The organism is Deinococcus humi (assembly GCF_014201875.1).
In the GTDB taxonomy this organism is placed as follows: domain Bacteria; phylum Deinococcota; class Deinococci; order Deinococcales; family Deinococcaceae; genus Deinococcus; species Deinococcus humi.
Genome location: NZ_JACHFL010000002.1, coordinates 57703 through 78137, shown reverse-complemented (window position 1 = coordinate 78137; position 20435 = coordinate 57703). Strand labels below are relative to the sequence as shown.

The following is a 20435-nucleotide window of genomic DNA, read 5'->3' as shown; positions in this document are numbered from 1 at the left end:
AGCGCCGTCTCAGGCCCTCGGCTTGACGTAGGCCGCCAGCCCGGCCAGGGCGCTGGTTAGCACAGCCAGGCCCAGGGCGCGCGCAAAATTGGTCAGGCTGGACAGCCCGAGCTGAGCGCTCATGGCGTGTTCCAGGCTCCCCACCGAGCGCAGCCACAGCGGCGCGGCAGAACCCAGGGAGGCGAAGGCTCCCAGGGTCAGCACGGCCATCCCCAGCGCGAAGGCGAACAGCACGACGGTCAACAACCACGCTAGCGCGCGCATCGGTGGTACGTCCTCATCCGGTGGATCCTGGTCTATCGGTCATCGGCAAGCATTGTATTCGGATTCAAAACGGCGTGCGGCACAGCGCAGAATTTCACACCCGTTCCTCCTTTTAAGCCGAATGTGTACCCTGTGGAGGTGAGCCTGCCTGCCCGTGTCCGCGTGACCCGCCCTCCCCTGCCGCTGGCCCCCACCCTGCGAAGCGCCGCCGCCCGCCTGTGCCCCGACGCACCGCTGGAGCAGGTCAGGGCCGCTGCCCTGGCGATTGCCGGGGGGGCCGTGATTGGCGCGCATCTGGTATGGAATGGAAGCGAGGCCCAGGCCCTGGAAACCGGCTGGCGGGGACGCGGGATCGAGGAAGCCCTGACCCAGGCGGTCGCAGAGGGAAGGTGAGCTGTGCCCCGAACGTCTCAGGGTCCTCCTAACGCTCGTTAGGCCCACGCGTGGCATCATGACCCCACACGGAGGCTGAAGAGCATGATCGAGCAAGACACACCCAAGCTGGACGCCTGGAAGGCGCTGGCCCGCAAGGATCTGAGGGGCGCGGAACCCGAGACCCTGAACCGCGTTACCCCTGAAGGATTGACCCTTAAGGCGCTGTACACCCGCGCCGATCTGCCCGAAGGAGCCGCCGACACCCTGCCCGGCCTGCCGCCCTACACGCGTGGCCCACGCGCCACCATGTACGCGGCGCGGCCCTGGACGATCCGGCAGTACGCAGGCTTCTCGACCGCCGAGGCGAGCAACGCCTTTTACCGCCGCAATCTGGCTGCCGGACAAAAGGGGCTGTCGGTGGCCTTCGATCTCGCCACGCACCGGGGCTACGACTCGGACCACCCGCGCGTGGTGGGCGACGTGGGCAAGGCCGGCGTCGCCATCGACAGCGTGGAGGACATGAAACTCCTCTTCGATGGCATTCCCCTGGACCAGATGTCGGTGTCCATGACCATGAACGGCGCGGTACTGCCCATTCTGGCCGGATACATCGTGGCTGGGCAGGAGAGCGGGGCCAGCCTGGAGCAGCTCTCCGGTACCATCCAGAACGACATCCTCAAAGAGTTCATGGTTCGCAACACCTACATCTACCCACCTGAACCGTCCATGCGGATCGTGGCCGACATCATCGCCTTCACGGCCGAGAAGATGCCGCGCTTCAATTCCATCTCCATCAGCGGTTACCACCTGCAGGAGGCGGGCGCGAATGCCGCGCTGGAGCTGGCCTACACCCTGGCTGACGGCCTGGAATACGTGCGGGCGGCGCTCCAGCGGGGGCTGGACGTGGACGCCTTTGCCCCCCGGCTGAGCTTCTTCTTCGCCATCGGCATGAACTTCTACACCGAGGTCGCCAAGCTGCGCGCCGCCCGTCTGCTGTGGGACGAGATCATGGCCGGCTTCGGGCCGAAGAATCCGATGAGCCGCGCGCTGCGGACGCACTGCCAGACCTCTGGCTGGTCCCTGACCGAGCAGGACCCGTACAACAACGTCGTGCGCACGGCGATCGAGGCGATGGCGGCCGTATTCGGCGGCACCCAGAGCCTGCACACCAACGCTTTCGATGAGGCGATTGGTCTGCCCACCGAATTCTCGGCGCGGATTGCCCGCAACACGCAATTGCTGATTCAGGAGGAAACCGGCATCCCGGACGTCGTGGACCCCTGGGGCGGCTCGTATCTGATGGAACGGCTCACCTTCGACCTGGCCGAGAAGGCCCGCGAACTGATGCGTGAGGTCGAAGAACTGGGCGGCATGGCCAAGGCCATCGAGGCCGGGATTCCCAAACTGAGGATCGAGGAAAGTGCCGCCCGCAAGCAGGCCCGCATTGACCGGGGTGAGGACGTGATCGTGGGCGTCAACAAGTACCAGCCCCCGGAGCAGACCTCTGTGGAGCTGCTGGACATCGACAACGACGCCGTGCGCGAGTCGCAGATCCGACGACTGGAACAGGTGCGGGCCGCACGTGATCCACAGGCCGTCCAGTCGGCGCTGGACGCGCTGGAGGACGCCGCCCGCACGGGAAGCGGCAACCTGCTGGCCCTGTCGGTGGAGGCCATGCGCGCGCGCTGCACGGTGGGCGAGGTTTCGGAGGCGTTGGAGCGGGTCTGGGGCCGTCACGCCGCCGAGGTCCGTACCCTGAGCGGCGTCTACGCTCAGGGATACGTGGGGGACGAGGGTTTCGCCGCGCTGCAACACGACATTGAAGCGTTTGCCGAGGCCGAGGGCCGCCGCCCGCGCATGCTGGTGGTCAAGATGGGCCAGGACGGCCACGACCGGGGGGCAAAGGTTATTGCCACTGGCTTCGCCGATCTGGGCTTTGACGTGGATGTGGGCCCACTGTTCCAGACGCCCGAGGAGGCCGCGCGGCAGGCCGTGGAGAACGATGTGCACGTGATCGGCGTCAGCTCGCAGGCCGCAGGCCACAGGACGCTGATTCCACAACTGATCGCTGCCCTGAAGGATCAGGAGGCGGACGACATTTTGGTGATCGCGGGCGGCGTGATTCCTCGGCAGGACCACGCGTCCCTGCAGGAGGCGGGCGTGGCGGGCATCTTCGGCCCTGGTACCCCCATTCTGACCAGCGCACACGAGGTGCTACGGCTGCTGCGAGAACGGAATGGGCCCAATTAATTACGCTCTTGACAGAAAGACGATTGTGGCTTAAGCTGCTGTTGAAGCCCAATCCAACAGGAGGCACAATCCATGTCCCAGCCCCAGACGCTCACGCCCGTCACGCCGTCGCCCATTCCTGCCGGAGAACCGATCTGGGCCGATCTGGATTCACCCCACCCAGAGGAGAGTCGGCAATTCTATGCCGCCCTGTTTGGCTGGGAATACCAGATTTCTGAGGAATACGGAGGTCACGCCAACGCGCACCTGCACGGGAACAAGGCCGCAGGCATCAGCCCGATGCCTCCGTATTCAGCGCCGGGGACACGGAGTGCCTGGACGGTCTATTTCGCCAGCGAGGATCTGGAAGCCGACATCAGCCGGGCGAGAGCTCTGGGCGGGCAACTGCTGGCCGGGCCCATGCAGATCGGCGATCAGGGCCGCCTCGCCACGTTTGCCGATCCCGCTGGAGCGAACTTCGGGCTGTGGGAGGACGATCAGCACGGCGGCTTCGCGGCGCACAACGGCCCGGGCCGCCTGGTCTGGGCCGAGGTCAACACCCATGATGCAGCGTCGGCCACTGCGTTCTACGGTCAGCTCCTGAAGGCCGACGCTCAGCAGCTTCCCGGCGCGGACTACCATCAGCTCATGCACGGCGAAACGGGCTTCGCGGGCGTGTCGGGCCACGCCCAGAACTGGGAGGCGGTGGATGCGGGGGGCTGGATGGTCTACTTCTACACCGAGGATGTGGATCAGGCCGCCCAGGTGACAGAGCGCAGCGGCGGCAAGGTGCTGGTGGCCCCCTTCGATATGGAATTTGGCCGTATGGCCGTGCTGACCGATCCGGCGGGCGCCGTCTTCTCGGTCATGAATCCACAACCTGCGGGCCGCTAGTCCCCGGATACGAAGTGATTCGCCCCGATGGCCCTGCCGCACTGGTGGGGCTTTCTCTATGATGGCCGTATGTCCGCCCATCCCCTAGCCGAGCCTTTGCTGGCCGGCAGCCGCCGCGCGCTGGCCCGCGCGATCACCCTGAGCGAGTCCACGCGCGCCGATCACGAGGCGCAGGCCCAGCAGTTGCTCTCAGACGTTGCGCCGCACGCTGGGAAGTCCATTCGTGTGGGCCTGACCGGAGTCCCGGGGGTAGGGAAGTCCACCTTTATTGAGGCGCTGGGCCTGCACCTGGCCGAGGCGGGTCACCGGGTGGCGGTGCTGGCGGTAGACCCCAGCAGTGCCCGCACGGGCGGCTCAATCATGGGCGACAAGACCCGCATGCCCCGGCTGACCGTTCACCCGGGCGCCTACATCCGGCCCAGTCCGGCGGGCGGCAACCTGGGTGGGGTGGCGCGGCGCACCCGCGAGGCCATCACGCTGTGCGAGGCGGCGGGCCACGACGTGGTGCTGGTGGAAACTGTGGGCGTGGGCCAGAGCGAGACCCAGGTTGCCGCCATGACCGATCTGTTCGTACTGCTCACGCTGCCCAACGCGGGTGACGAACTGCAGGGGATCAAGCGCGGCATCATGGAGTTGGCTGACCTGTGTGTGGTGAATAAGGCCGATAGCGCTCCCAAGGCGGCGGTGCGTGCCCAGACTGAACTGCGTGCGGCCCTGAACCTCCTGACCCCACACGACGCCCCCTGGCGGCCCCGCGCCCTGCGGGCATCTGCCCTGACTGGCGAGGGCGTGCCGGAGGTCTGGGCGGCAGTGCTGGACTACGTGCAGGAGGTGGACGTGGCAGGCAGACGCCGCGCTCAGACCGCCCAGTGGTTCGACGAGTTACTGCGCGAGGCCGCCTGGCGACTGTTCCGCGCAGGGCTGGACAGACAGCAGCTCCAGACCCTGCGGGCCGAGGTGGAGGCCGGGCAGCTCACAGCGATTCAGGGCGTGGCCGTCCTCACAACCCGTTAAGTCCTGCTTCTGTCGTGCCCGCACTTGGTGTTCCCGGCGAGACCCAGGGATTGCCCCGCATCAGGAAACGCCACGGCAAGTCCGCCCCCCGGCGCAGGCCCACGCGGGACGTAATTTCAACTGCCGAGTCCGGCTGGGTTTGTCCTGGCACGATGTAGAAGGAGGGGCTGTCAATGGGCTGCCCCCCCAATTCCCCGGTCAGGCCCAGCGCCGTGACCAGCTTGGCGGGACCGTTGCTGAGGTCAAGGGAACGTCTGACGGGCCGCAACTCGCGCATCCTCTCCTCGCCCAGCAGGGGTTGAACGGCCCGGATCAGGATGGACGCCTGGATGCCCGTGGGGCGGCACACGACGTTCAGCAGCGGCTGCCTGTAGGCGAAATGAAAGTAGACGCGCCCCGGCTCGCCGCCCATCGCCCCCGCCGCGCCGGGCAGCCGAGCGATCACGTGGCAGCTGGGATCGCGTGGGCAGTCGTAGCCCTCGGTCTCCACGATGCGGGCCGCAAGTATCACGCCGTCCTTCAAGACGCGCACCAGCACCGCGCCGATCAATGCACGCGCCACCGCCACCGGATCACCGGCGAAAAAGTCGGATCTCAGGGCGTGGGCGTGATCGATCTTGGGCTGGGCAGACCGCATGGGTGCCAGCCTAGGGGGCAGGTGCGCTGGGCTGTGCGTGGACGCTTACGCAACCGGGAAAGGAATTTCTGTATCTCAATGTTCTCTAACGCCCACGCCAATCTGCCGGTCATGCCCCCGGCCTAGCCTGGAGTCATGACACAGAACCAGAACGCAGACGCTGGCCAGATCACCGAACGCATTGCCAAGGACCTCAAGGCGCGTCTGGACCAGGGCGGCGAGCACATGCAGGTCAAGGACAACAATGGCGAGCATGTCGGCACGGTGGATCACCTGGAAGGCGACAGAGTCAAATTGACCAGGAGCGACAGCAGCGACGGCCAGCACCACTACGTTCCGCTCTCGCAGGTGGAAAGCATGGACGACGTGGCGGTCTACCTCAATGTGACCCGCGAAGAAGCGATGAAGTAACGACAGCGCACACCACAGGCGGCGGAGTGATCTGCCGCCTTTTGCTTTGCCAACCACTGACCGTGTTGGAAACACTTCCATGTACGCCGTATGCTGATGGACAACCATGCCTGACATCCTGCTGACCCCCAAACTGGCCGAGCGACTACGGCTGGCCTTCGACGATGACCGGGACGCCGAGACCTTCTTCCTGCGGCTGGAGCGCTACGGCCCCGAGTTGCTGGACAGCCTGCGCGAGGTGTACCTGGAGCGGGCCGACGGCCTGCTGGAACGCCTGCTGGAGATCATGTTGCAGGCTTACCACACCCGCCCAGCCGATCTGAAACGGCTGGATGAGGCCCGGTTGCTCTCCCCCGACTGGCTGCAGTCGTCCCGCATGGTGGGCTACGTGGCCTACACGGACCGCTTCGCCGGAACGCTGTGCGGCGTGCAGGACCATGTGGACTATCTGGAAGGGCTTGGTGTCACCTACCTGCACCTGATGCCGCTGCTGCGCCCACGTGAGGGCGAGAACGACGGCGGCTACGCGGTGGCCGACTACCGTTCGGTGCGCCCCGATCTGGGCAGCATGGACGACCTCTCGGGACTGGCGCGCGACCTGCGGGGCCGGGGCATCAGCCTGGTCCTCGATCTGGTCCTGAATCATGTAGCCCGCGAACACGAGTGGGCCGAGCGGGCGCGGGCGGGCGAGGACCAGTACCGCGACTACTTCCATTTCTTTTCGGATCGCGGCCTGCCGGACGCTTACGAGGCCACCCTGCCCGAGGTCTTCCCCGACTTCGCCCCTGGCAACTTCACCTGGGACGAACACGCGGGTGAGGGCGGGAGCGGCGGCTGGGTCTGGACCACTTTCAACACCTACCAGTGGGACCTGAACTGGGGCAACCCCGACGTGCTGACCGAGTTCGTGGACATCATCCTGAATCTGGCGAACCGGGGGGTGGAGGTCTTCCGGCTGGACGCCATCGCCTTTATCTGGAAACGGCTGGGCACCAGCAGCCAAAATCAGCCGGAGGTGCATCACCTGACCCGCGCCCTGCGGGCGGCGGCGCGCATCGTGGCCCCAGCGGTGGCCTTCAAGGCCGAGGCCATCGTGGCGCCGGGCGACCTGATCCATTACCTGGGCACAGGCACGCACCACGGCAGGGTCAGCGATATGGCCTATCACAACAGTCTGATGGTGCAGTTGTGGAGCACCCTCGCCAGCCGCGACACCCGCCTGATGGAACAAGCCCTGCGCGCCTTTCCTCCCAAGCCCACCAACACCACCTGGGGCCTATACGTCCGCTGCCACGACGACATCGGTTGGGCCATCAGCGACGCCGACGCCGCGCGGGTGGGCATAGGCGGCCCGGCCCACCGCCACTTCCTGAGCGATTTCTACAGTGGCGAGTTTATGGGGGCTTTTGCGCGTGGACTGGTCTTCCAGTTCAATCCGGTAACCGGAGACCGGCGCATTAGCGGCTCGGCGGCTAGTCTGGCCGGGCTGGAAACGGCGCTGGAGAGCGGCGACGAAACCCTGATCAGTCTGGCGGTGGAGCGGCTGCTCCTGCTTCACACGGTGATCCTCGGCTTCGGCGGGATACCGCTGCTGTACATGGGCGATGAGCTGGCGCTGACCAACGACTACAGCTACGCCGATACGCCCGAACACGCCGCCGACAACCGCTGGGTCCACCGTCCACGCATGGACTGGGCGCTGGCAGAGGATGTTCAGGCGCATCCCGACACCCCAGCTGGACGGGTCAATGCGGGCCTCCGCCACAGAATCGCCGTGCGCAAGGGGTTGCCCCATCTGCACGCCTCCATCGAATCACATGTGATCGCCAGCCCTGACCCCCGTGTGCTGATGCTGCGCCGGGATCACCCGCTGGGCACGCTGCTGGAGCTTTACAACTTCAGCGAGGAACGTGTGGTGCTGCCCGCCTACAGCCTGCGCGGCCATCTGGGCGAGGACGCCCGCGACGCGCTGAGCGGCAGCGCCTTTCACCTGACCCGCCCGACCCTGACGCTGGACCCCTACCGCGCCCTGTGGTTGACTGCGGCGGAGGTGAACACATGACCGATCCGAAAACACCATCAGGCAGGGTGCCGGGCCGCACCAGGGTTCCCACTGAGGCCCTGCTCCGCGCCGTGCGCGACGCCGCTGAACGTCTCACCCGCTTTTCGCGCGACCCTGACGTGCGCCGCGAGGCTGGCAACGTTGCACAGTCGGTGGGCAAACTGCTGGACGCCATTCGCAAAGCGGGGGCAGAGAAGGGACGCTGAAGCTGGCCTGCCCTCTCCCGCCAGTGGCTGATGAAGTCGTTGGCGGGGGTTCTCTTTGAATCAGTTCGCGCCCTCCGATCTGCCACCTATTTCCACCACACACGATAAGAAAAGCCCTCTCCGTTGGGGAGAGGGCCGAATGCAAAAGCCTGTGTTACGCCAGAATCTGCGGCGGTGCCGTCGTGCCGCGCTCGAACTGCACGCCAGCATCGGTCAGGACCACGCGGACCTCGTCGCCGTCGCGGCTGATCAGTTCCAGGGACAGTGGGTCCTCGATCTCCTCGCGGACGAGCGTTCGCAACTGCCGTGAGCTACCCACCGCATGCTTGGGACTGCGCGCCTTGAGTTTGCCCACCAGCCAGGAGGCGATGGCCGGATCGAAGGTCACGTTCAGCTCGCGGCTGGCCAGTTCCTCGCGCATCTCGCCCATCAACTGCTGCGCCACGCGCACCAGTTCTTCCTCGCCGAGCGGCTTGAAACGGATCACGTCGTCCAGCCGGTCCAGAAACTCCGGGGTAAAGATGTGGCGCAGCGGCGCGTTATTGTCCGGGGTGACTGGGCTAAAGCCCACGGTGGGGCCGACGTTGAAGCCGGTGTTGCTGGTCATGATGATGATGGTGCGCCGGAAATCCACCGCGCGGCCCAGACCGTCGGTCAGGCGGCCATCGTCGAGCACCTGCAGGAAGGTGTTGTACACGTCCGGGTGCGCCTTTTCGATCTCATCGAGCAGGATCACGCTGAAGGGCTGGCGGCGCACGGCCTCGGTCAGGCGCCCACCCTGCTCGTAGCCCACGTAACCGGGAGGCGAGCCGATCAGCTTGCTGATACTGTGGCTCTCCTGAAACTCGGACATGTCCACACGGATCAGCGAGCGCTCGGAGTTGAAGAGGCTGCGCGACAATGCCCGCGCCAGGTGCGTTTTGCCCACGCCGCTGGGACCGACGAACAGGAAGCTGGCCGCCACGCGGGTACGCCCGCCCAGGCCCACACGGGCGCGGCGCAGCGCGGAACTCAGTGCCTTGATGGCGTCCGGCTGACCGTAGACCTGATCTTCCAGACTGGCTTCCAGATCGCCCAGTTGCTCGGCAGACTCCTCACTGTAAATGCCGCCCATCGAGTTGATCACGCTCTCGATGTCCTCGCGGGTCACGTAAGGTTCGCCGTCCTCAGTCTCGGCCACTGGTAACTCGATGCTCATGTTGAGGCGCACCCGGCTGGCCGCCTCGTCAATCAGGTCAATCGCCTTGTCGGGGAAATTGCGCCCCGGCAGAGACCGTTCACCGATGCGGACAGCGAGTTCCAGCGCGGCGTCAGGAATCTGCACGCCGTGGTGTTCCTCGTACTTGGGCCGCAGGCCACGCAGAATCTGCAGGGTCTCGGCGGGGCTGGGCTCCAACACGATCACTGGCTGGAAGCGGCGTTCCAGGGCAGCGTCCTTCTCGATGTAACGGTGATACTCGCCCGTGGTCGTCGCGCCGATGACCTGAATCTCGCCACGTGACAGGGCAGGCTTGAGGATGTTGGCCGCGTCCAGCGTGCCTTCTGCGCCACCTGCACCCACCAGCGTATGCAGCTCGTCGATAAAGGCCATTACTTTGGCGTTGCGCAGTTCCTCAATGATCTGGCGCAGGCGTTCCTCGAACTCGCCGCGGTACTTAGTGCCCGCCACCACGCCGGACAGATCCAGGCTGATCAGGCGGATGCCGTGCAGGTTGGGCGGCGTGCGCTTCTCATGAATGGCGAGGGCCAGCCCCTCCACGATGGCGGTCTTGCCAACGCCAGGATCGCCGATCAGAACCGGATTGTTTTTGGTGCGTCGGGTCAGGATCTGTGTGACGCGGCGGATTTCCTCGCTGCGCCCGATCACCGGATCGAGCTTGCCCTCGCGCGCCCACTTGGTCAGGTCGCGGCCATACTCGTCCAGAAACGGCGTCGCGACCGGCTTGGCTGCCTTGCCGCCGCTGCTCTCGCCCTGCGCCAGGATGCGCCAGCGGATGGTATCCACGTCCTTAGTCAGTTCCTGCAGGATGCGGAAAGCCACGCCGTCGCCCTCGCGGATAATGCCCAGCAAGATGTGTTCGGTGCTGGTGACCTGTGCGCCCAGGCTGCGGGCCTCGCTACTGGCGAGTTCCATCACCCGGCGGGCACGGGGCGTGATGCTGGGGGCGTCATTCAGGCGGTTGCCCTCGCCGCGCCCGATGATTTCTTCGACCCGGCGGCGCAGGCCGTCCAGGCTGGCCCCGAATTCGGTCAGGATGGTGGCGGCGGTGCCGCCCTCGCGCATCAGGCCCAGCAGCAGATGTTCGGGGCCGACCATCGCGTGGCCCAGGCGGTTGCCTTCCTCGCGGGCATAGTGAAACACGAGTCGGGCGCGGTCGTCATATCGGTTCATGGAAGACCCCCAGGGGGCGAAATCGCGGTGCGCGTGGCTCGTTCAGAACGCAGAAAGCGGGAGCGGCGAGAGAAAAGATCGGGTGGACGGACAGTTCCGAGTCTAGAGCATCCCCACAGCGTCAGACGCGCCTAAACTTACGTTCTTCTCCCCCTTTACTGTAATCCTTCCCACCTGACGCCCTTCTTTCGCCCCGGCGCCCGCTACGCTGGACAGCATGAGCGACAACGAGCACCCTTCCCACTCCCAGCAACCCGAAGGCCGCGCCAGGAGAGTCATTTTCGGCTCCCAGCATGACCGGATCATGCAGCGGCTCAGGGGGCTGGACCCCGATCTGGCCGCCCAGATTCAGGACTTCGCTTACGACACCGTGTACGATTCCTCGCCGCTGGATCTGAAGACGCAGGAGCTGATTGCCTGTGCACTGCTGGTCTCATTGGGGAGCCCGCCCGAGTTGCGAACCCACCTGCGCGGCGCGCTGAATGCCGGGGCTACGGAAGAGGAGGTGCGGGGAGCACTGATAATGTGCGTGCCTTATCTGGGGTTCCCACGTGCCGTGGCCGGTTTTGAAGTGTTGAAGAGCTATATGGACGCTCAGGAGACCAAAAAAGGGTGAACGGGCCGCAGCCTGTCCACCCCATTATCCCCTTCAGCTTAGAAGATGTACTTGACGCCGATGCGGGCCTTGAAGTTCGTGCCAGGACGGATCACTCGGCTATCGAAGGCTGAGTAGCTGCCGTCGTTGGTGGAGATGGTGTCGCCCTTACTGGTGGTGATGGCGCTCTTGAAGAAGTAATCCGCGCCCAAGTCACCCACCAGACTCAGGTTGCCTGTCAGAGCGTAGCTGGCCATGGCCCCAGCGCCTACACCGAAGGCGTTGCTAGAATAGGTGGTGCTGCCACTGCTGCCATAGTCTTCGGTAGATTTGAACATGCCGTAACGGGCACCCCCGTAGACCATGGTGTCGAGGCCAGGAGCCACTTCGCCCAGACCGTAGGTGCCATCGACGGACACCACCGTCTGACTGCCCGATTCACTGGCGCGCCCCGCCTGCTTGGCCGCTCCGAAGGTCTGATTAGGACCGGAAATGCCAGGCAATTCCGGGCTGGCGTCGTTAATCGCGTCGCTGGGACGAGTGTAGGCCACGCCTACCTTGACGCCCACCGGGCCGACCACGTTGGGGGCATGGACAAACACTTCACCGCTCAGGCCGCCCGCGTAGCCGCCGGTCAGGCCAAGCTGGACGTTGTTAAAGGTCTGTGCGCCAGCCGTCGCGGCAGCAGCGAGAATGGTCAGGGAAATCAGCTTCTTCATGACAACCAGCGTCGGCCCTCAACATGAGAATGCCTCATGCTCTGGTTGACGACGGATTTAGAGAGCGGGAGCGGTGGGGGTGTCTCCCGCATAGGAACGCCTCAATGGAGTTTGTACCCTTTACCCATCCGGTTGGAACTCTGCCGCTTCAAAATGAGAGACCGTGTGCGCCGTATTCTCTTAACTCAGGAGATGCTGCTAAACTTAGACTGAGTTTAATTTTACCGGCGGGTTCATGACGCTCCAATGGACCGGCCCCCTCTGGAGGTTGCATGAAAATATTGACCCTTGTAAGACAGGTTCCCGACGCCGAGGCGCGTGTGAAAGTCAGCGGTGACCGCGTGGATCTGGAAGGCACCACGCTGGTGATCGACGGCATGGATGAATACGGCGTGGAGGAGGCCCTACGCCTGCGTGAGGGGAACGCGAACGTGGAAGAGATCGTGGCACTGGCCGTTGGCCCAAAGAAGGTGGAAGACGCCCTGCGGACGGCCCTGGCCATGGGTGTGGACCGCGCCATCCACATCGAGACTGATGAGCGCTTCGACGCCGTGTCCCTGAGCAAGATTGTGGCGCAGGTCGCCCAGAGTGAGGGCACGGACCTGATCCTGCTGGGCGGCCAGGAGGCCGACTGGGATTCTCAGGCCCTGGGGGCCGCCAGCGCCGAACGACTGGGCTGGCCGCAACTGACCTGGACCAATGAGCTGAACGCCGACGGTGAGACCCTGACGGGACGCCACGACGTGGATGACGGCAACGAGGGCTTCAAGGTGGCTTTGCCTGCTGTGATCACCGCGCAGCAGGGGCTGAACGAGCCGCGCTACCCCACCCTGCCCAACATCATGAAGGCCAAGAAGAAGGAGCTCCGCAAGGACGATCTGGGCGGTTTTGGCGTGCAGCCAGCCGTGAAATACGTGGGAGCCGAGATCCAGACCCGCGCCCGACTCAACAAGATGATCGACGGCAAGGATCCGCAGGCCGCCGCCGAACAACTTCTCGATCTCCTGCGCAACGAAGCGAAGGTGCTGGCATGATTTTAGTCGTCGCAGAATATGCCGGGGGCAAACTCGGCAAGTCCACGTTGGAAATGGTTACCGCTGCCCGTGAGTCTGGGCGCGAGGGTCCCATTACCCTCCTCGTCCTGGGTCAGGGCGTGACCGACGTCGCCACTGAGGCCGCCGCCGTGGCCGATCAGGTGCTGGTGGGCGACCTGGGTGCGCTGGCGCAGTACAACCCCGAAGTGTGGGCCGCCGCCGTGGCCCAGATTGCCCGTGAAGGCGAGGCCAGCACCGTCCTGATCGGCGGCAGCCGCTCGGGCCGCGAGTACGCGCCGAGAGTGGCGGTCAAGCTGGACGCGCCGTACCTGGAAGACGTGATCAAGCTGAGCGCCGAGGGCGACGCCCTGCGAGCGCAGCGTTACACCTTCCTGGCCCGCGTAACCGAGACAGTGGAGGCCAGTGGCCCCGTGATCGTGGCCACGGTCAAGCCGGGCAGCTTTGCCCCAGCCGCTCCAGCAGGCGAGGCGGGCGAGCAGTACGACATCGAACTCAATCTGCCGACTCCACGCACGGAAATCACGGGCAAGAGCGTCGAGAAGTCCAGCCGCGTTGCCCTGTCCGAGGCCGAGGTGATTGTGACCGGTGGGCGCGGCGTGGGCAGCCCGGAAAACTTCGCGCAGTTCGTGGAAGGCCTGGCCGACAACATTGGCGCAGGCGTGGGGGCGACGCGGGCCGTCGTCGACGCCGGCTGGCGGCCCTATGCCGAGCAGGTGGGCCAGACTGGCAAGACCGTGCAGCCCAAGGCGTATATCGCGCTGGGTGTCAGCGGCGCAGTGCAGCACCTGTCGGGCATGGGCAAGAGCAAGAACATCATCGCCATCAACAAGGACGCCGAGGCCCCGATCTTCAAGGTGGCCGACTACGGCATCGTGGGTGACGTCAGCCAGATCGTCCCGGCGCTGATCGCAGCCAGCAAGAAGTAAGCCAGCAACACCCAGTACGTCACCCCAATGGCTGCCCCTCTTCGGAACGGGGCGGCCATTTCCGTTTAATCCATAAGACCGCCACCCTCATCGTCTTGCACTGAAAGAATCCTGCGAGACGGTAGGCCACACATTGAGGCGAAGGCGAGCAACGCGGCCCTCAAAGGACGCTGCTTTCTGGATCTCGTCGTCTGCCTCAAAACCTCGGTGCTGGCCGGGGGCCATGAACACCTGATGGTCGGGGCGGCCTGCGCCGTCATCATCGCTTCCCTGGGCTTCGGTCTGCAGCGCAGGGTCACGCAGCGCATCACGATAGCGGTGTTGATCGTCTTCGCGCTGATGCTGATGCTGGGTAGTGTCTACGTGGACTGCATGAAGCTGGCTGTGCTGTAGGCCCACCTGCAGGCCAGCCGTCCCGCTTTGTGCCTCCCGGCCCGCTGCCCCGCGCCCCCAGCGCGTAGCATGGAGCCATGACCAAAAGCATCACCGACTTTCAGGACGAACACGGGCGCATCACCGCCTGGCCCAGCAAACGTCGCCGCGCCCACCAGATGGCGATCCTGGATTACCTGACGGGCCTGTTCGAGCCGGGCGTGTCCTACAACCAGGGCCAGGTGGAGGGCGTGCTGGCCGATCACAGCACCCTGGAAGATCCATCCGTTCTGCTGACTGAACTGCTGGAGGGCGAGTACCTGACCACCGCCGACGGTGCGTACTGGCGCGCGGACGGGCGGCCCGGCGTGAGTGCCACTGACTCCAGATCATCGGATGAGGTGGAGATCAGCGTCAGTACGAATGGCTAGGGTTACCACCAAATACGTCTGCAACAGCTGCGGCTACCAGTCCGCCAAACCGCTGGGGCGTTGCCCGAACTGTCAGGCCTGGAACTCCTTTGAGGAGGAAATGCCCAGCGTCACGGGCGGCAAGGCGCGTGGTGGCGGGGCAGGCGGTTACGGCGGGATCACGGGCGGCAAACTCACGGCGCTGTCCACCGTTGGTCGGCGGGAGGAACCGCGCACCTCCTCGGGCATCGTGGAGCTGGACCGCGTGCTGGGCGGCGGGCTGGTGGCCGGGGGCGTCACTCTGATCGGCGGTGAACCGGGTATCGGCAAAAGCACGCTCCTGCTTCAGGTGGCCGACAGCGTGGCGCGGGCGGGCGGCACCGTCCTGTACGTGGCAGGCGAGGAATCGCTGGAGCAGATCCGGCTGCGCGCAGACCGGCTGGGCGTCGTGGCCGACATCCAGCTCACCCGCGATACCCGCGCCGAACACATCGCCGCCCTGATGAACGAGCACCGGCCCGCACTGTGCATCGTGGACAGCATTCAGACCGTAACCGTGGAGGGTGAGGGTGCCCCCGGCGGCGTGGCTCAGGTGCGGGACGGCACGTCCATGCTCACGCGCGCCGCCAAGGAAACCGGCACTGCCACCGTGCTGGTGGGGCACGTCACCAAGGACGGCACCGTGGCCGGGCCGAAAGTGATGGAACACATCGTGGATACCACCGTGTTTCTGGAAACCGTGGGAGCGTTTCGCCTGCTCCGCAGCGTCAAGAACCGCTTCGGACAGGCGGGAGAACTGGGGGTCTTCGAGATGCGCGGCGAGGGGTTGATGGCCGTGGAGAACCCCAGCGCCGCCTTTTTGGCCGAGCGTCCGGTGGGGGTGCCGGGGAGCGTGGTGGCCGCCACCGTGGACGGCCAGCGCCCCATGCTGCTGGAAGTGCAGGCGCTGGCGAGCAAGACGCCCTACCCCAACGCCCGCCGCGTGGTGGTGGGTCTCGATCCACGTCGCGTGGACGTGGTCCTGGCCGTGCTGGAGCGCCGCCTGGATCTGACTCTGGGCGGTCTGGACGTGTACGTGAACCTGGCGGGCGGGCTGAAAGTTCCCGATCCGGGCCTGGATCTGGCGGTGGCCCTGGCCGTGTACAGCGCCGTGGTCGGCCGCTCCCTGCCAACCAGTGTGGCGGTGTTCGGTGAAGTGGGCCTGGCCGGCGAGGTTCGTAGCACCGTGGCCTCACAGCGCCGTGCCGAGGAAGCGGGCCGCGCCGGGTACAAACGGCTGATCGTACCCCCTGGTCTGGACGGACACGCCGGAGTTAAGAGCGTTGAGGAAGCGGTAGGCGTGGTGTGGCAGGCGGCTAAGGTGTGAAAAACAGGCAGTAACACCTTAACGGAGGAGCGAAGGGCAGGGAGGGTGAGTGTGACAGGACTTCACCCACAGACTGCCCTCCACTTCATGCAATCTGTATGCCTTGACAAGAATATTCCACATATGGAATAATAATCCCAAGCAAGAACGACAGGAGGTGATGAGTCAAGCTTTTGAACATCGAAACTTTACAAGCTCTTGCCGATCCACAGCGCTTTCAGATGGTGGAGCTGCTGCGCCAGCAACCTCTGACTGTGGGAGAGATTGCCGCCCGCCTGGACCTCCGGCAGCCGCAGACCTCCAAACACCTGCGGGTGCTGAGCGACGCCGGGGTGATTGAGGTTCAGGCCAGCGCCAACCGCCGCATCTGCTCGCTACGCCCAGAGGCGTTCCAAGAACTGGACGACTGGTTAGGCCGTTACCGAGAACTTTGGGAGGAACGCTTCGACAATCTGGAAGACTACCTGCACAAGATTCAGCAGCCGGACGCCACCACGCCAGACGAAACCGCACCCAGGAAAGGAGAAACCCCATGACCAGCACAGTGCCCGCGATGACCTCACAAGTAGAAAACGGCAAGGAACTCGTTCTGAAACGTACCTTCAGGGCTCCACGCCAGCTGGTGTTTGAGGCATTTACTCAGGCCGAACATCTCCGCCAGTGGTGGGGGCCGCGTGGCTGGGAGGTCACGCACTGCACGGTGGATCTGCGCCCCGGCGGCAGGTGGCACTACTGCATGAAGTGCATGGACCCCGCGCAGGGCGACTTTTACGACATGGAGTCATGGGGGCTGGGCATCTACGACGAGATCACGGCCCCCGAACGGCTGGTCTACACCGACTATTTCTCCGACGCCGAAGGCGGCATCAACAACGACATGCCCACTACCCAGGCCATCCTGACCTTTGAAGAAGTCAACGGAAGCACGAACGTGATCAGCCGCTCCATCTATGGCACCGAGGATGCGCTGAAGACCGTCATGGACATGGGCATGCTACAGGGCATTACGGAAACGTGGGATCGCCTCGCCGAACACCTGACCGCACGCCAGGAGAGCTGAGGGGCGGAGGCTGACAGTCACCGAATTTCTACCGCTGGAGGGTAAGAAGAACCATCCTGCCTGGACCGGGCCGGACTGAAATCACGAGTTGCCGCGTTCAACGCCCCGGTCAGCTCTCCGATGCCCTCCAGCCCGGCGGCAGGGTTGACACTATTTTGAGGTCCCGCCAGGGTGCTCGGAGCGCTGTCGGATCAAGGCGTGAGTAAGACCTTTCAGGCCTGGAAGCACTGCCTCTGAGGGCTGCACTGATGGAAGGTTAACCGAGGAGATGAATGAACTGGACATTGGAAGTCGTCGTGGTCCCTGTCAGCGATCTTGACCGCGCCCGCACCTTTTACGAAACCGGGCTGGGCTTCAAGGTCGATCACGACACCCGGATGGGCGAGAACCGACGCATCGTGCAACTGACGCCGCCGGGATCGGGCTGTTCCATTGTGATTGGAACGGGACTGTCCGGGATGGCACCCGGCTCGCTTCAGGGGTTGCAACTGGTGGTTGGCGATCTGCGGGCCGCCCACGCGCAACTGGTTGAACGTGGCCTGACCGTCAGTTCCATTCAGCTGGTGGGCGCGCAAGGCCCGCGCCCCGCCACGGACGACGATGCACTGAACTTTTCCGGTTTCGTGTTCTTCAAGGACCCGGACGGCAACAGCTGGGCCATCCAGCAGATCGACGCGCGGGGCTGACGCTTCACGATCCGCATCGCGGTGAGCCCGGTAGCCTTCGGCACCGTTGGCGAAGCGCCCGCAAGCCCAGAAAAGCCCCCCCCCGAAATGGGGGAGGGCTTCACGAGTTTCAGCTCAGCCAGGAGGGCAGATTGTTTAGTTCAGCACGCCCGTATCGAACTGAAAGTGGCCGTCCCGGTACTCCACGTTCAGCACGCTGTTGTCGGGCACATGGCCTTGCAGGATTTCACGGGCCAGCGGCGTCTCGATCTCGCGGGCGATGGCACGCTTGAGGGGCCGGGCACCGAAGGCCGGGTCATAACCGATCTCGGCGAGCTTGTCCTTGGCGGCGTCATCCATGTGCAGGGTCACGCGGCGTTCGGCCAAGCGCTTGCGCAGACCGCCCAGCTGAATGTCCACGATGCGGTGCAGATCGGCCGCGGTCAATGCGTCGAACACAATGATGTCATCCACCCGGTTCAGGAACTCCGGGCGGAACTGGGCCTGCAACTCGCCCAGCACGGCCTCGCGGATCTCGGAGGCGTCGTCGCCGCGCGCCTGCATTTCCAGGATCAGCGGGCTGCCCACGTTGCTGGTCAGGATGATCAGCGTGTTGCGGAAGTCCACCGTGCGGCCCTGTCCATCGGTCAGGCGACCATCGTCGAGCACCTGCAACAGCACGTTAAAGACGTCCGGATGGGCCTTCTCGATCTCGTCGAGCAGCAACACGCTGTAGGGGCGACGGCGGACCGCTTCCGTCAGCTGACCGCCTTCCTCGTAGCCGACGTAGCCGGGGGGCGCTCCGATCAGGCGGGCCACCGTGTGCTTTTCCATGTACTCGGACATGTCGAGGCGGACCATCGCGTCCGAGCTGTCGAACAGGTATTCGGCCAGGGCTTTGGCCAGCTCGGTCTTGCCCACGCCGGTCGGCCCCAGGAACATGAAGCTGCCCAGCGGACGGTTGGGATCGTTCAGCCCCGCCCGCGCCCGGCGGATGGTATCGGCCACACTGGTGATCGCGCGGTCCTGGCCAATCACGCGCTGGTGCAGCTGCTCTTCAAGGTGAAGCAGCTTCTCGCGCTCGCCCTCCATCAGCTTGGAGACCGGAATGCCCGTCCAGCGGCTGACCACGGCGGCGATGTCCTCCTCGGTCACTTCCATGTGAGCAAATTCTGCGCCCTTGAGCTTCTTTTCCAGATCTTGCACATCTTTCTCAAGCTGTGGCAATTTGCCGTACTCCAGCTCGGCGGCGCGTTGCAGATCGTAGTCGCGCTTGGCCCGTTCGATGTCGGTTCGCACTGCGTCTAGCGCCTCACGTTTCTCGCGCAGGGCCGCCACCTCATGACGCTCGGCCTCCCAGCGGCCACGCACCTCGGTCAACTCGTCGGTGATGGCCTTGAGGCTGTCCTCAATGTCTAGCAGGCGGTTCTGCGAATCCTGATCCTTCTCGCGCTTGAGGGCCTCGCGCTCGATTTCCAGTTGCAGCTTGCGGCGTGACAGTTGATCGATGCGCTCCGGGCTGCTTTCAAGCGCCATTCGCAGGCGGGCCGCCGATTCGTCGATCAGGTCGATGGCCTTGTCTGGCAACTGCCGGTCCGTGATGTAGCGCTCGCTCAGGGTTGCGGCGGCCACCAGCGCCGGGTCAGTGATTTCGACGTTGTGGTGAACCTGATAACGCTCCTTGATGCCGCGCAGGATGGAGATGGTGTCCTCCACGGTGGGCTCGTCCACCATCACCGGCTGGAAACGGCGTTCCAGGGCCGAATCCTTCTCGATCTCACGGTACTCGTCCAGCGTGGTTGCGCCGATCAGATGCAGTTCGCCGCGGGCCAGCGCCGGCTTGAGCATGTTCCCGGCGTCCGGGCTTCCCTCGGTCTTGCCCGCACCGACAATGGTGTGCAGTTCGTCCACGAACAGGATGATCTCGCCCGCCGAGGCGATTACCTCGTCAATGACGCCCTTGAGGCGCTCCTCGAACTCACCCCGATATTTGGCCCCGGCCAGCAGGCTGCCCATTTCCAGGCTGACGATGCGTTTGTCCTTGAGGCCCTCGGGCACGTCGCCGCTGACGATACGGATGGCAAGCCCCTCGGCAATCGCCGTCTTGCCCACACCGGGTTCGCCGATCAGTACCGGGTTGTTCTTGGTGCGCCTCAGCAGAATTTGCATCGCGCGCCGAATCTCCTCGTCGCGGCCAATGACAGGGTCAAATTTACCGTCTCGGGCACGCTGCGTCAGATCGGTGCCGTACTTGTTCAGGGCATCGAACTGGCTTTCGCTGGATTTGTTGGTCACGGTTTTTCCTTTACGCGCCTCAGTGATGGCACGGTTGAGTTCAGCTTCCTTGGGCAACTCTTTCAATTTTGATTCGCTGCGCAGGGCCAGCAACAGCGCGTCGGCGGCCACGAAGGCGTCACCGAACTGCTCAGCGATGGTGTCGGCCCTGGTAAACGCGCGGTTGAGCGCTGGATCCAGATACAGCTGCTCGCCCCCACCCTGCACACGCGGCAGCTTGCCCAGCTCGGCATCCAGCGCTTTGCGAAGTGTGCTGATGTCGCCCCCTGCAGCAGTGATGGCGCGGGCGGCGGTGTCGTTGTCGGTCAAGGTTCGCAGCACATGCGGCACCGTCAGGGTCTGATGCCCACTCTGCTGTGCGAGTTGCTGAGCAGCATTGATGGCTGTCGCACTCGCCTCGGTAAAGCGTTCGGGATTCAAGTAGAAACCTCCTGGGGACAGGGAAAAAAAGACTCGTTCAATGTGTCGCTAGTCTAAAACTTGAGTGT

General features: G+C 64.6%; 21 protein-coding genes. 16 read left to right on the top strand and 5 right to left on the bottom strand.

Annotation, left to right across the window (positions count from 1 at the left end; all coding sequences use genetic code 11):
• Window positions 1–9: 9 nt before the first annotated feature.
• On the bottom strand, window positions 10–264 hold the full coding sequence (locus HNQ08_RS04005; RefSeq protein ID WP_184127822.1) for a hypothetical protein: 255 nt from the start codon (window positions 262–264) through the stop codon (window positions 10–12).
• Window positions 265–402: 138 nt separating this feature from the next.
• Here HNQ08_RS04005 and HNQ08_RS04000 point away from each other — a divergent pair, with 138 nt between their 5' ends.
• The 4 genes from HNQ08_RS04000 (at window position 403) to meaB (ending at window position 4776) form a co-directional block, all read left to right on the top strand.
• A complete protein-coding gene (locus HNQ08_RS04000) occupies window positions 403–657 on the top strand; it encodes a hypothetical protein (RefSeq protein WP_184127821.1) in 255 nt (84 codons plus the stop codon).
• Between the two features lie 84 nt (window positions 658–741).
• The gene (gene scpA / locus HNQ08_RS03995; protein ID WP_184127820.1) at window positions 742–2889 is read left to right on the top strand and encodes a methylmalonyl-CoA mutase; all 2148 of its coding nucleotides are present in this window, start codon (window positions 742–744) and stop codon (window positions 2887–2889) included.
• 72 nt (window positions 2890–2961) lie between these two features.
• Window positions 2962–3762, top strand: coding sequence for a VOC family protein (locus HNQ08_RS03990; RefSeq protein ID WP_184127819.1), 801 nt, complete (start codon window positions 2962–2964; stop codon window positions 3760–3762).
• 69 nt (window positions 3763–3831) lie between these two features.
• A complete protein-coding gene (meaB, locus tag HNQ08_RS03985; RefSeq protein WP_184127818.1) occupies window positions 3832–4776 on the top strand; it encodes a methylmalonyl Co-A mutase-associated GTPase MeaB in 945 nt (314 codons plus the stop codon).
• Here the strand turns inward: meaB and HNQ08_RS03980 are convergent.
• Window positions 4763–5413 (bottom strand): DNA-3-methyladenine glycosylase, encoded by a 651-nt coding sequence (locus tag HNQ08_RS03980; protein ID WP_184127817.1) that lies wholly within the window; start codon window positions 5411–5413, stop codon window positions 4763–4765. The genes meaB and HNQ08_RS03980 overlap by 14 nt on opposite strands.
• Window positions 5414–5548: 135 nt before the next feature.
• On the opposite strand from HNQ08_RS03980, the gene HNQ08_RS03975 reads away from it, so the two are divergent.
• The 3 genes from HNQ08_RS03975 to HNQ08_RS03965 all read left to right on the top strand — a co-directional run bounded on the left by HNQ08_RS03975 (window position 5549) and on the right by HNQ08_RS03965 (window position 8092).
• The gene (locus HNQ08_RS03975) at window positions 5549–5824 is read left to right on the top strand and encodes a DUF2171 domain-containing protein (RefSeq protein WP_184127816.1); all 276 of its coding nucleotides are present in this window, start codon (window positions 5549–5551) and stop codon (window positions 5822–5824) included.
• Window positions 5825–5930: 106 nt separating this feature from the next.
• Complete coding sequence (locus HNQ08_RS03970; RefSeq protein ID WP_229789768.1) at window positions 5931–7886, top strand: alpha-amylase family protein; 1956 nt, start codon at window positions 5931–5933, stop codon at window positions 7884–7886.
• Window positions 7883–8092, top strand: a complete 210-nt coding sequence (locus tag HNQ08_RS03965; protein WP_184127815.1) for a hypothetical protein — start codon at window positions 7883–7885, stop codon at window positions 8090–8092. Before HNQ08_RS03970 ends, HNQ08_RS03965 begins: the two co-directional genes overlap by 4 nt.
• A gap of 154 nt (window positions 8093–8246) precedes the next feature.
• Here HNQ08_RS03965 and HNQ08_RS03960 read toward each other — a convergent pair whose 3' ends face one another.
• A complete protein-coding gene (locus tag HNQ08_RS03960; RefSeq protein ID WP_184127814.1) occupies window positions 8247–10484 on the bottom strand; it encodes an ATP-dependent Clp protease ATP-binding subunit in 2238 nt (745 codons plus the stop codon).
• Between the two features lie 217 nt (window positions 10485–10701).
• Between HNQ08_RS03960 and HNQ08_RS03955 the strand changes: the two genes are divergently transcribed.
• A complete protein-coding gene (locus HNQ08_RS03955) occupies window positions 10702–11100 on the top strand; it encodes a carboxymuconolactone decarboxylase family protein (RefSeq protein WP_184127813.1) in 399 nt (132 codons plus the stop codon).
• Between the two features lie 38 nt (window positions 11101–11138).
• On the opposite strand, the gene HNQ08_RS03950 is transcribed toward HNQ08_RS03955, so the two are convergent.
• Entirely contained in the window at window positions 11139–11798 is a 660-nt protein-coding gene (locus tag HNQ08_RS03950; RefSeq protein ID WP_184127812.1) for a hypothetical protein, read from the bottom strand.
• A gap of 272 nt (window positions 11799–12070) precedes the next feature.
• On the opposite strand from HNQ08_RS03950, the gene HNQ08_RS03945 reads away from it, so the two are divergent.
• The 8 genes from HNQ08_RS03945 to HNQ08_RS03910 all read left to right on the top strand — a co-directional run bounded on the left by HNQ08_RS03945 (window position 12071) and on the right by HNQ08_RS03910 (window position 17673).
• Window positions 12071–12832 carry an electron transfer flavoprotein subunit beta/FixA family protein gene (locus HNQ08_RS03945; RefSeq protein WP_184127811.1) on the top strand — a complete coding sequence of 254 codons (762 nt, stop codon included), beginning with the start codon at window positions 12071–12073 and terminating at the stop codon, window positions 12830–12832.
• A complete protein-coding gene (locus HNQ08_RS03940; protein ID WP_184127810.1) occupies window positions 12829–13779 on the top strand; it encodes an electron transfer flavoprotein subunit alpha/FixB family protein in 951 nt (316 codons plus the stop codon). Before HNQ08_RS03945 ends, HNQ08_RS03940 begins: the two co-directional genes overlap by 4 nt.
• Before the next feature lie 234 nt (window positions 13780–14013).
• On the top strand, window positions 14014–14172 hold the full coding sequence (locus HNQ08_RS03935) for a hypothetical protein (protein ID WP_184127809.1): 159 nt from the start codon (window positions 14014–14016) through the stop codon (window positions 14170–14172).
• Between the two features lie 77 nt (window positions 14173–14249).
• A complete protein-coding gene (locus HNQ08_RS03930; protein WP_184127808.1) occupies window positions 14250–14582 on the top strand; it encodes a DUF2087 domain-containing protein in 333 nt (110 codons plus the stop codon).
• On the top strand, window positions 14575–15927 hold the full coding sequence (gene radA / locus HNQ08_RS03925) for a DNA repair protein RadA (protein ID WP_184127807.1): 1353 nt from the start codon (window positions 14575–14577) through the stop codon (window positions 15925–15927). The genes HNQ08_RS03930 and radA overlap by 8 nt, the downstream gene beginning before the upstream one ends.
• A 173-nt stretch (window positions 15928–16100) precedes the next feature.
• Entirely contained in the window at window positions 16101–16463 is a 363-nt protein-coding gene (locus tag HNQ08_RS03920) for an ArsR/SmtB family transcription factor (RefSeq protein ID WP_184127806.1), read from the top strand.
• A complete protein-coding gene (locus tag HNQ08_RS03915; protein ID WP_184127805.1) occupies window positions 16460–16987 on the top strand; it encodes an SRPBCC domain-containing protein in 528 nt (175 codons plus the stop codon). The genes HNQ08_RS03920 and HNQ08_RS03915 overlap by 4 nt, the downstream gene beginning before the upstream one ends.
• Window positions 16988–17259: 272 nt before the next feature.
• The gene (locus HNQ08_RS03910; protein WP_184127804.1) at window positions 17260–17673 is read left to right on the top strand and encodes a VOC family protein; all 414 of its coding nucleotides are present in this window, start codon (window positions 17260–17262) and stop codon (window positions 17671–17673) included.
• Between the two features lie 135 nt (window positions 17674–17808).
• Here HNQ08_RS03910 and clpB read toward each other — a convergent pair whose 3' ends face one another.
• Window positions 17809–20367, bottom strand: coding sequence for an ATP-dependent chaperone ClpB (gene clpB / locus HNQ08_RS03905; protein ID WP_184127803.1), 2559 nt, complete (start codon window positions 20365–20367; stop codon window positions 17809–17811).
• Window positions 20368–20435: the final 68 nt, after the last annotated feature.

What these genes read in the sequence shown, in the direction of transcription:
- HNQ08_RS04005 (WP_184127822.1), bottom strand. Translation starts at nt 264, where the DNA reads ATGCGCGCGCTAGCGTGGTTGTTGACCGTCGTGCTGTTCGCCTTCGCG.
- scpA (WP_184127820.1), top strand. Translation starts at nt 742, where the DNA reads ATGATCGAGCAAGACACACCCAAGCTGGACGCCTGGAAGGCGCTGGCC.
- HNQ08_RS03990 (WP_184127819.1), top strand. Translation starts at nt 2,962, where the DNA reads ATGTCCCAGCCCCAGACGCTCACGCCCGTCACGCCGTCGCCCATTCCT.
- meaB (WP_184127818.1), top strand. Translation starts at nt 3,832, where the DNA reads ATGTCCGCCCATCCCCTAGCCGAGCCTTTGCTGGCCGGCAGCCGCCGC.
- HNQ08_RS03980 (WP_184127817.1), bottom strand. Translation starts at nt 5,413, where the DNA reads ATGCGGTCTGCCCAGCCCAAGATCGATCACGCCCACGCCCTGAGATCC.
- HNQ08_RS03975 (WP_184127816.1), top strand. Translation starts at nt 5,549, where the DNA reads ATGACACAGAACCAGAACGCAGACGCTGGCCAGATCACCGAACGCATT.
- HNQ08_RS03970 (WP_229789768.1), top strand. Translation starts at nt 5,931, where the DNA reads ATGCCTGACATCCTGCTGACCCCCAAACTGGCCGAGCGACTACGGCTG.
- HNQ08_RS03965 (WP_184127815.1), top strand. Translation starts at nt 7,883, where the DNA reads ATGACCGATCCGAAAACACCATCAGGCAGGGTGCCGGGCCGCACCAGG.
- HNQ08_RS03960 (WP_184127814.1), bottom strand. Translation starts at nt 10,484, where the DNA reads ATGAACCGATATGACGACCGCGCCCGACTCGTGTTTCACTATGCCCGC.
- HNQ08_RS03955 (WP_184127813.1), top strand. Translation starts at nt 10,702, where the DNA reads ATGAGCGACAACGAGCACCCTTCCCACTCCCAGCAACCCGAAGGCCGC.
- HNQ08_RS03950 (WP_184127812.1), bottom strand. Translation starts at nt 11,798, where the DNA reads ATGAAGAAGCTGATTTCCCTGACCATTCTCGCTGCTGCCGCGACGGCT.
- HNQ08_RS03945 (WP_184127811.1), top strand. Translation starts at nt 12,071, where the DNA reads ATGAAAATATTGACCCTTGTAAGACAGGTTCCCGACGCCGAGGCGCGT.
- HNQ08_RS03940 (WP_184127810.1), top strand. Translation starts at nt 12,829, where the DNA reads ATGATTTTAGTCGTCGCAGAATATGCCGGGGGCAAACTCGGCAAGTCC.
- HNQ08_RS03935 (WP_184127809.1), top strand. Translation starts at nt 14,014, where the DNA reads ATGGTCGGGGCGGCCTGCGCCGTCATCATCGCTTCCCTGGGCTTCGGT.
- HNQ08_RS03930 (WP_184127808.1), top strand. Translation starts at nt 14,250, where the DNA reads ATGACCAAAAGCATCACCGACTTTCAGGACGAACACGGGCGCATCACC.
- radA (WP_184127807.1), top strand. Translation starts at nt 14,575, where the DNA reads ATGGCTAGGGTTACCACCAAATACGTCTGCAACAGCTGCGGCTACCAG.
- HNQ08_RS03915 (WP_184127805.1), top strand. Translation starts at nt 16,460, where the DNA reads ATGACCAGCACAGTGCCCGCGATGACCTCACAAGTAGAAAACGGCAAG.
- HNQ08_RS03910 (WP_184127804.1), top strand. Translation starts at nt 17,260, where the DNA reads ATGAACTGGACATTGGAAGTCGTCGTGGTCCCTGTCAGCGATCTTGAC.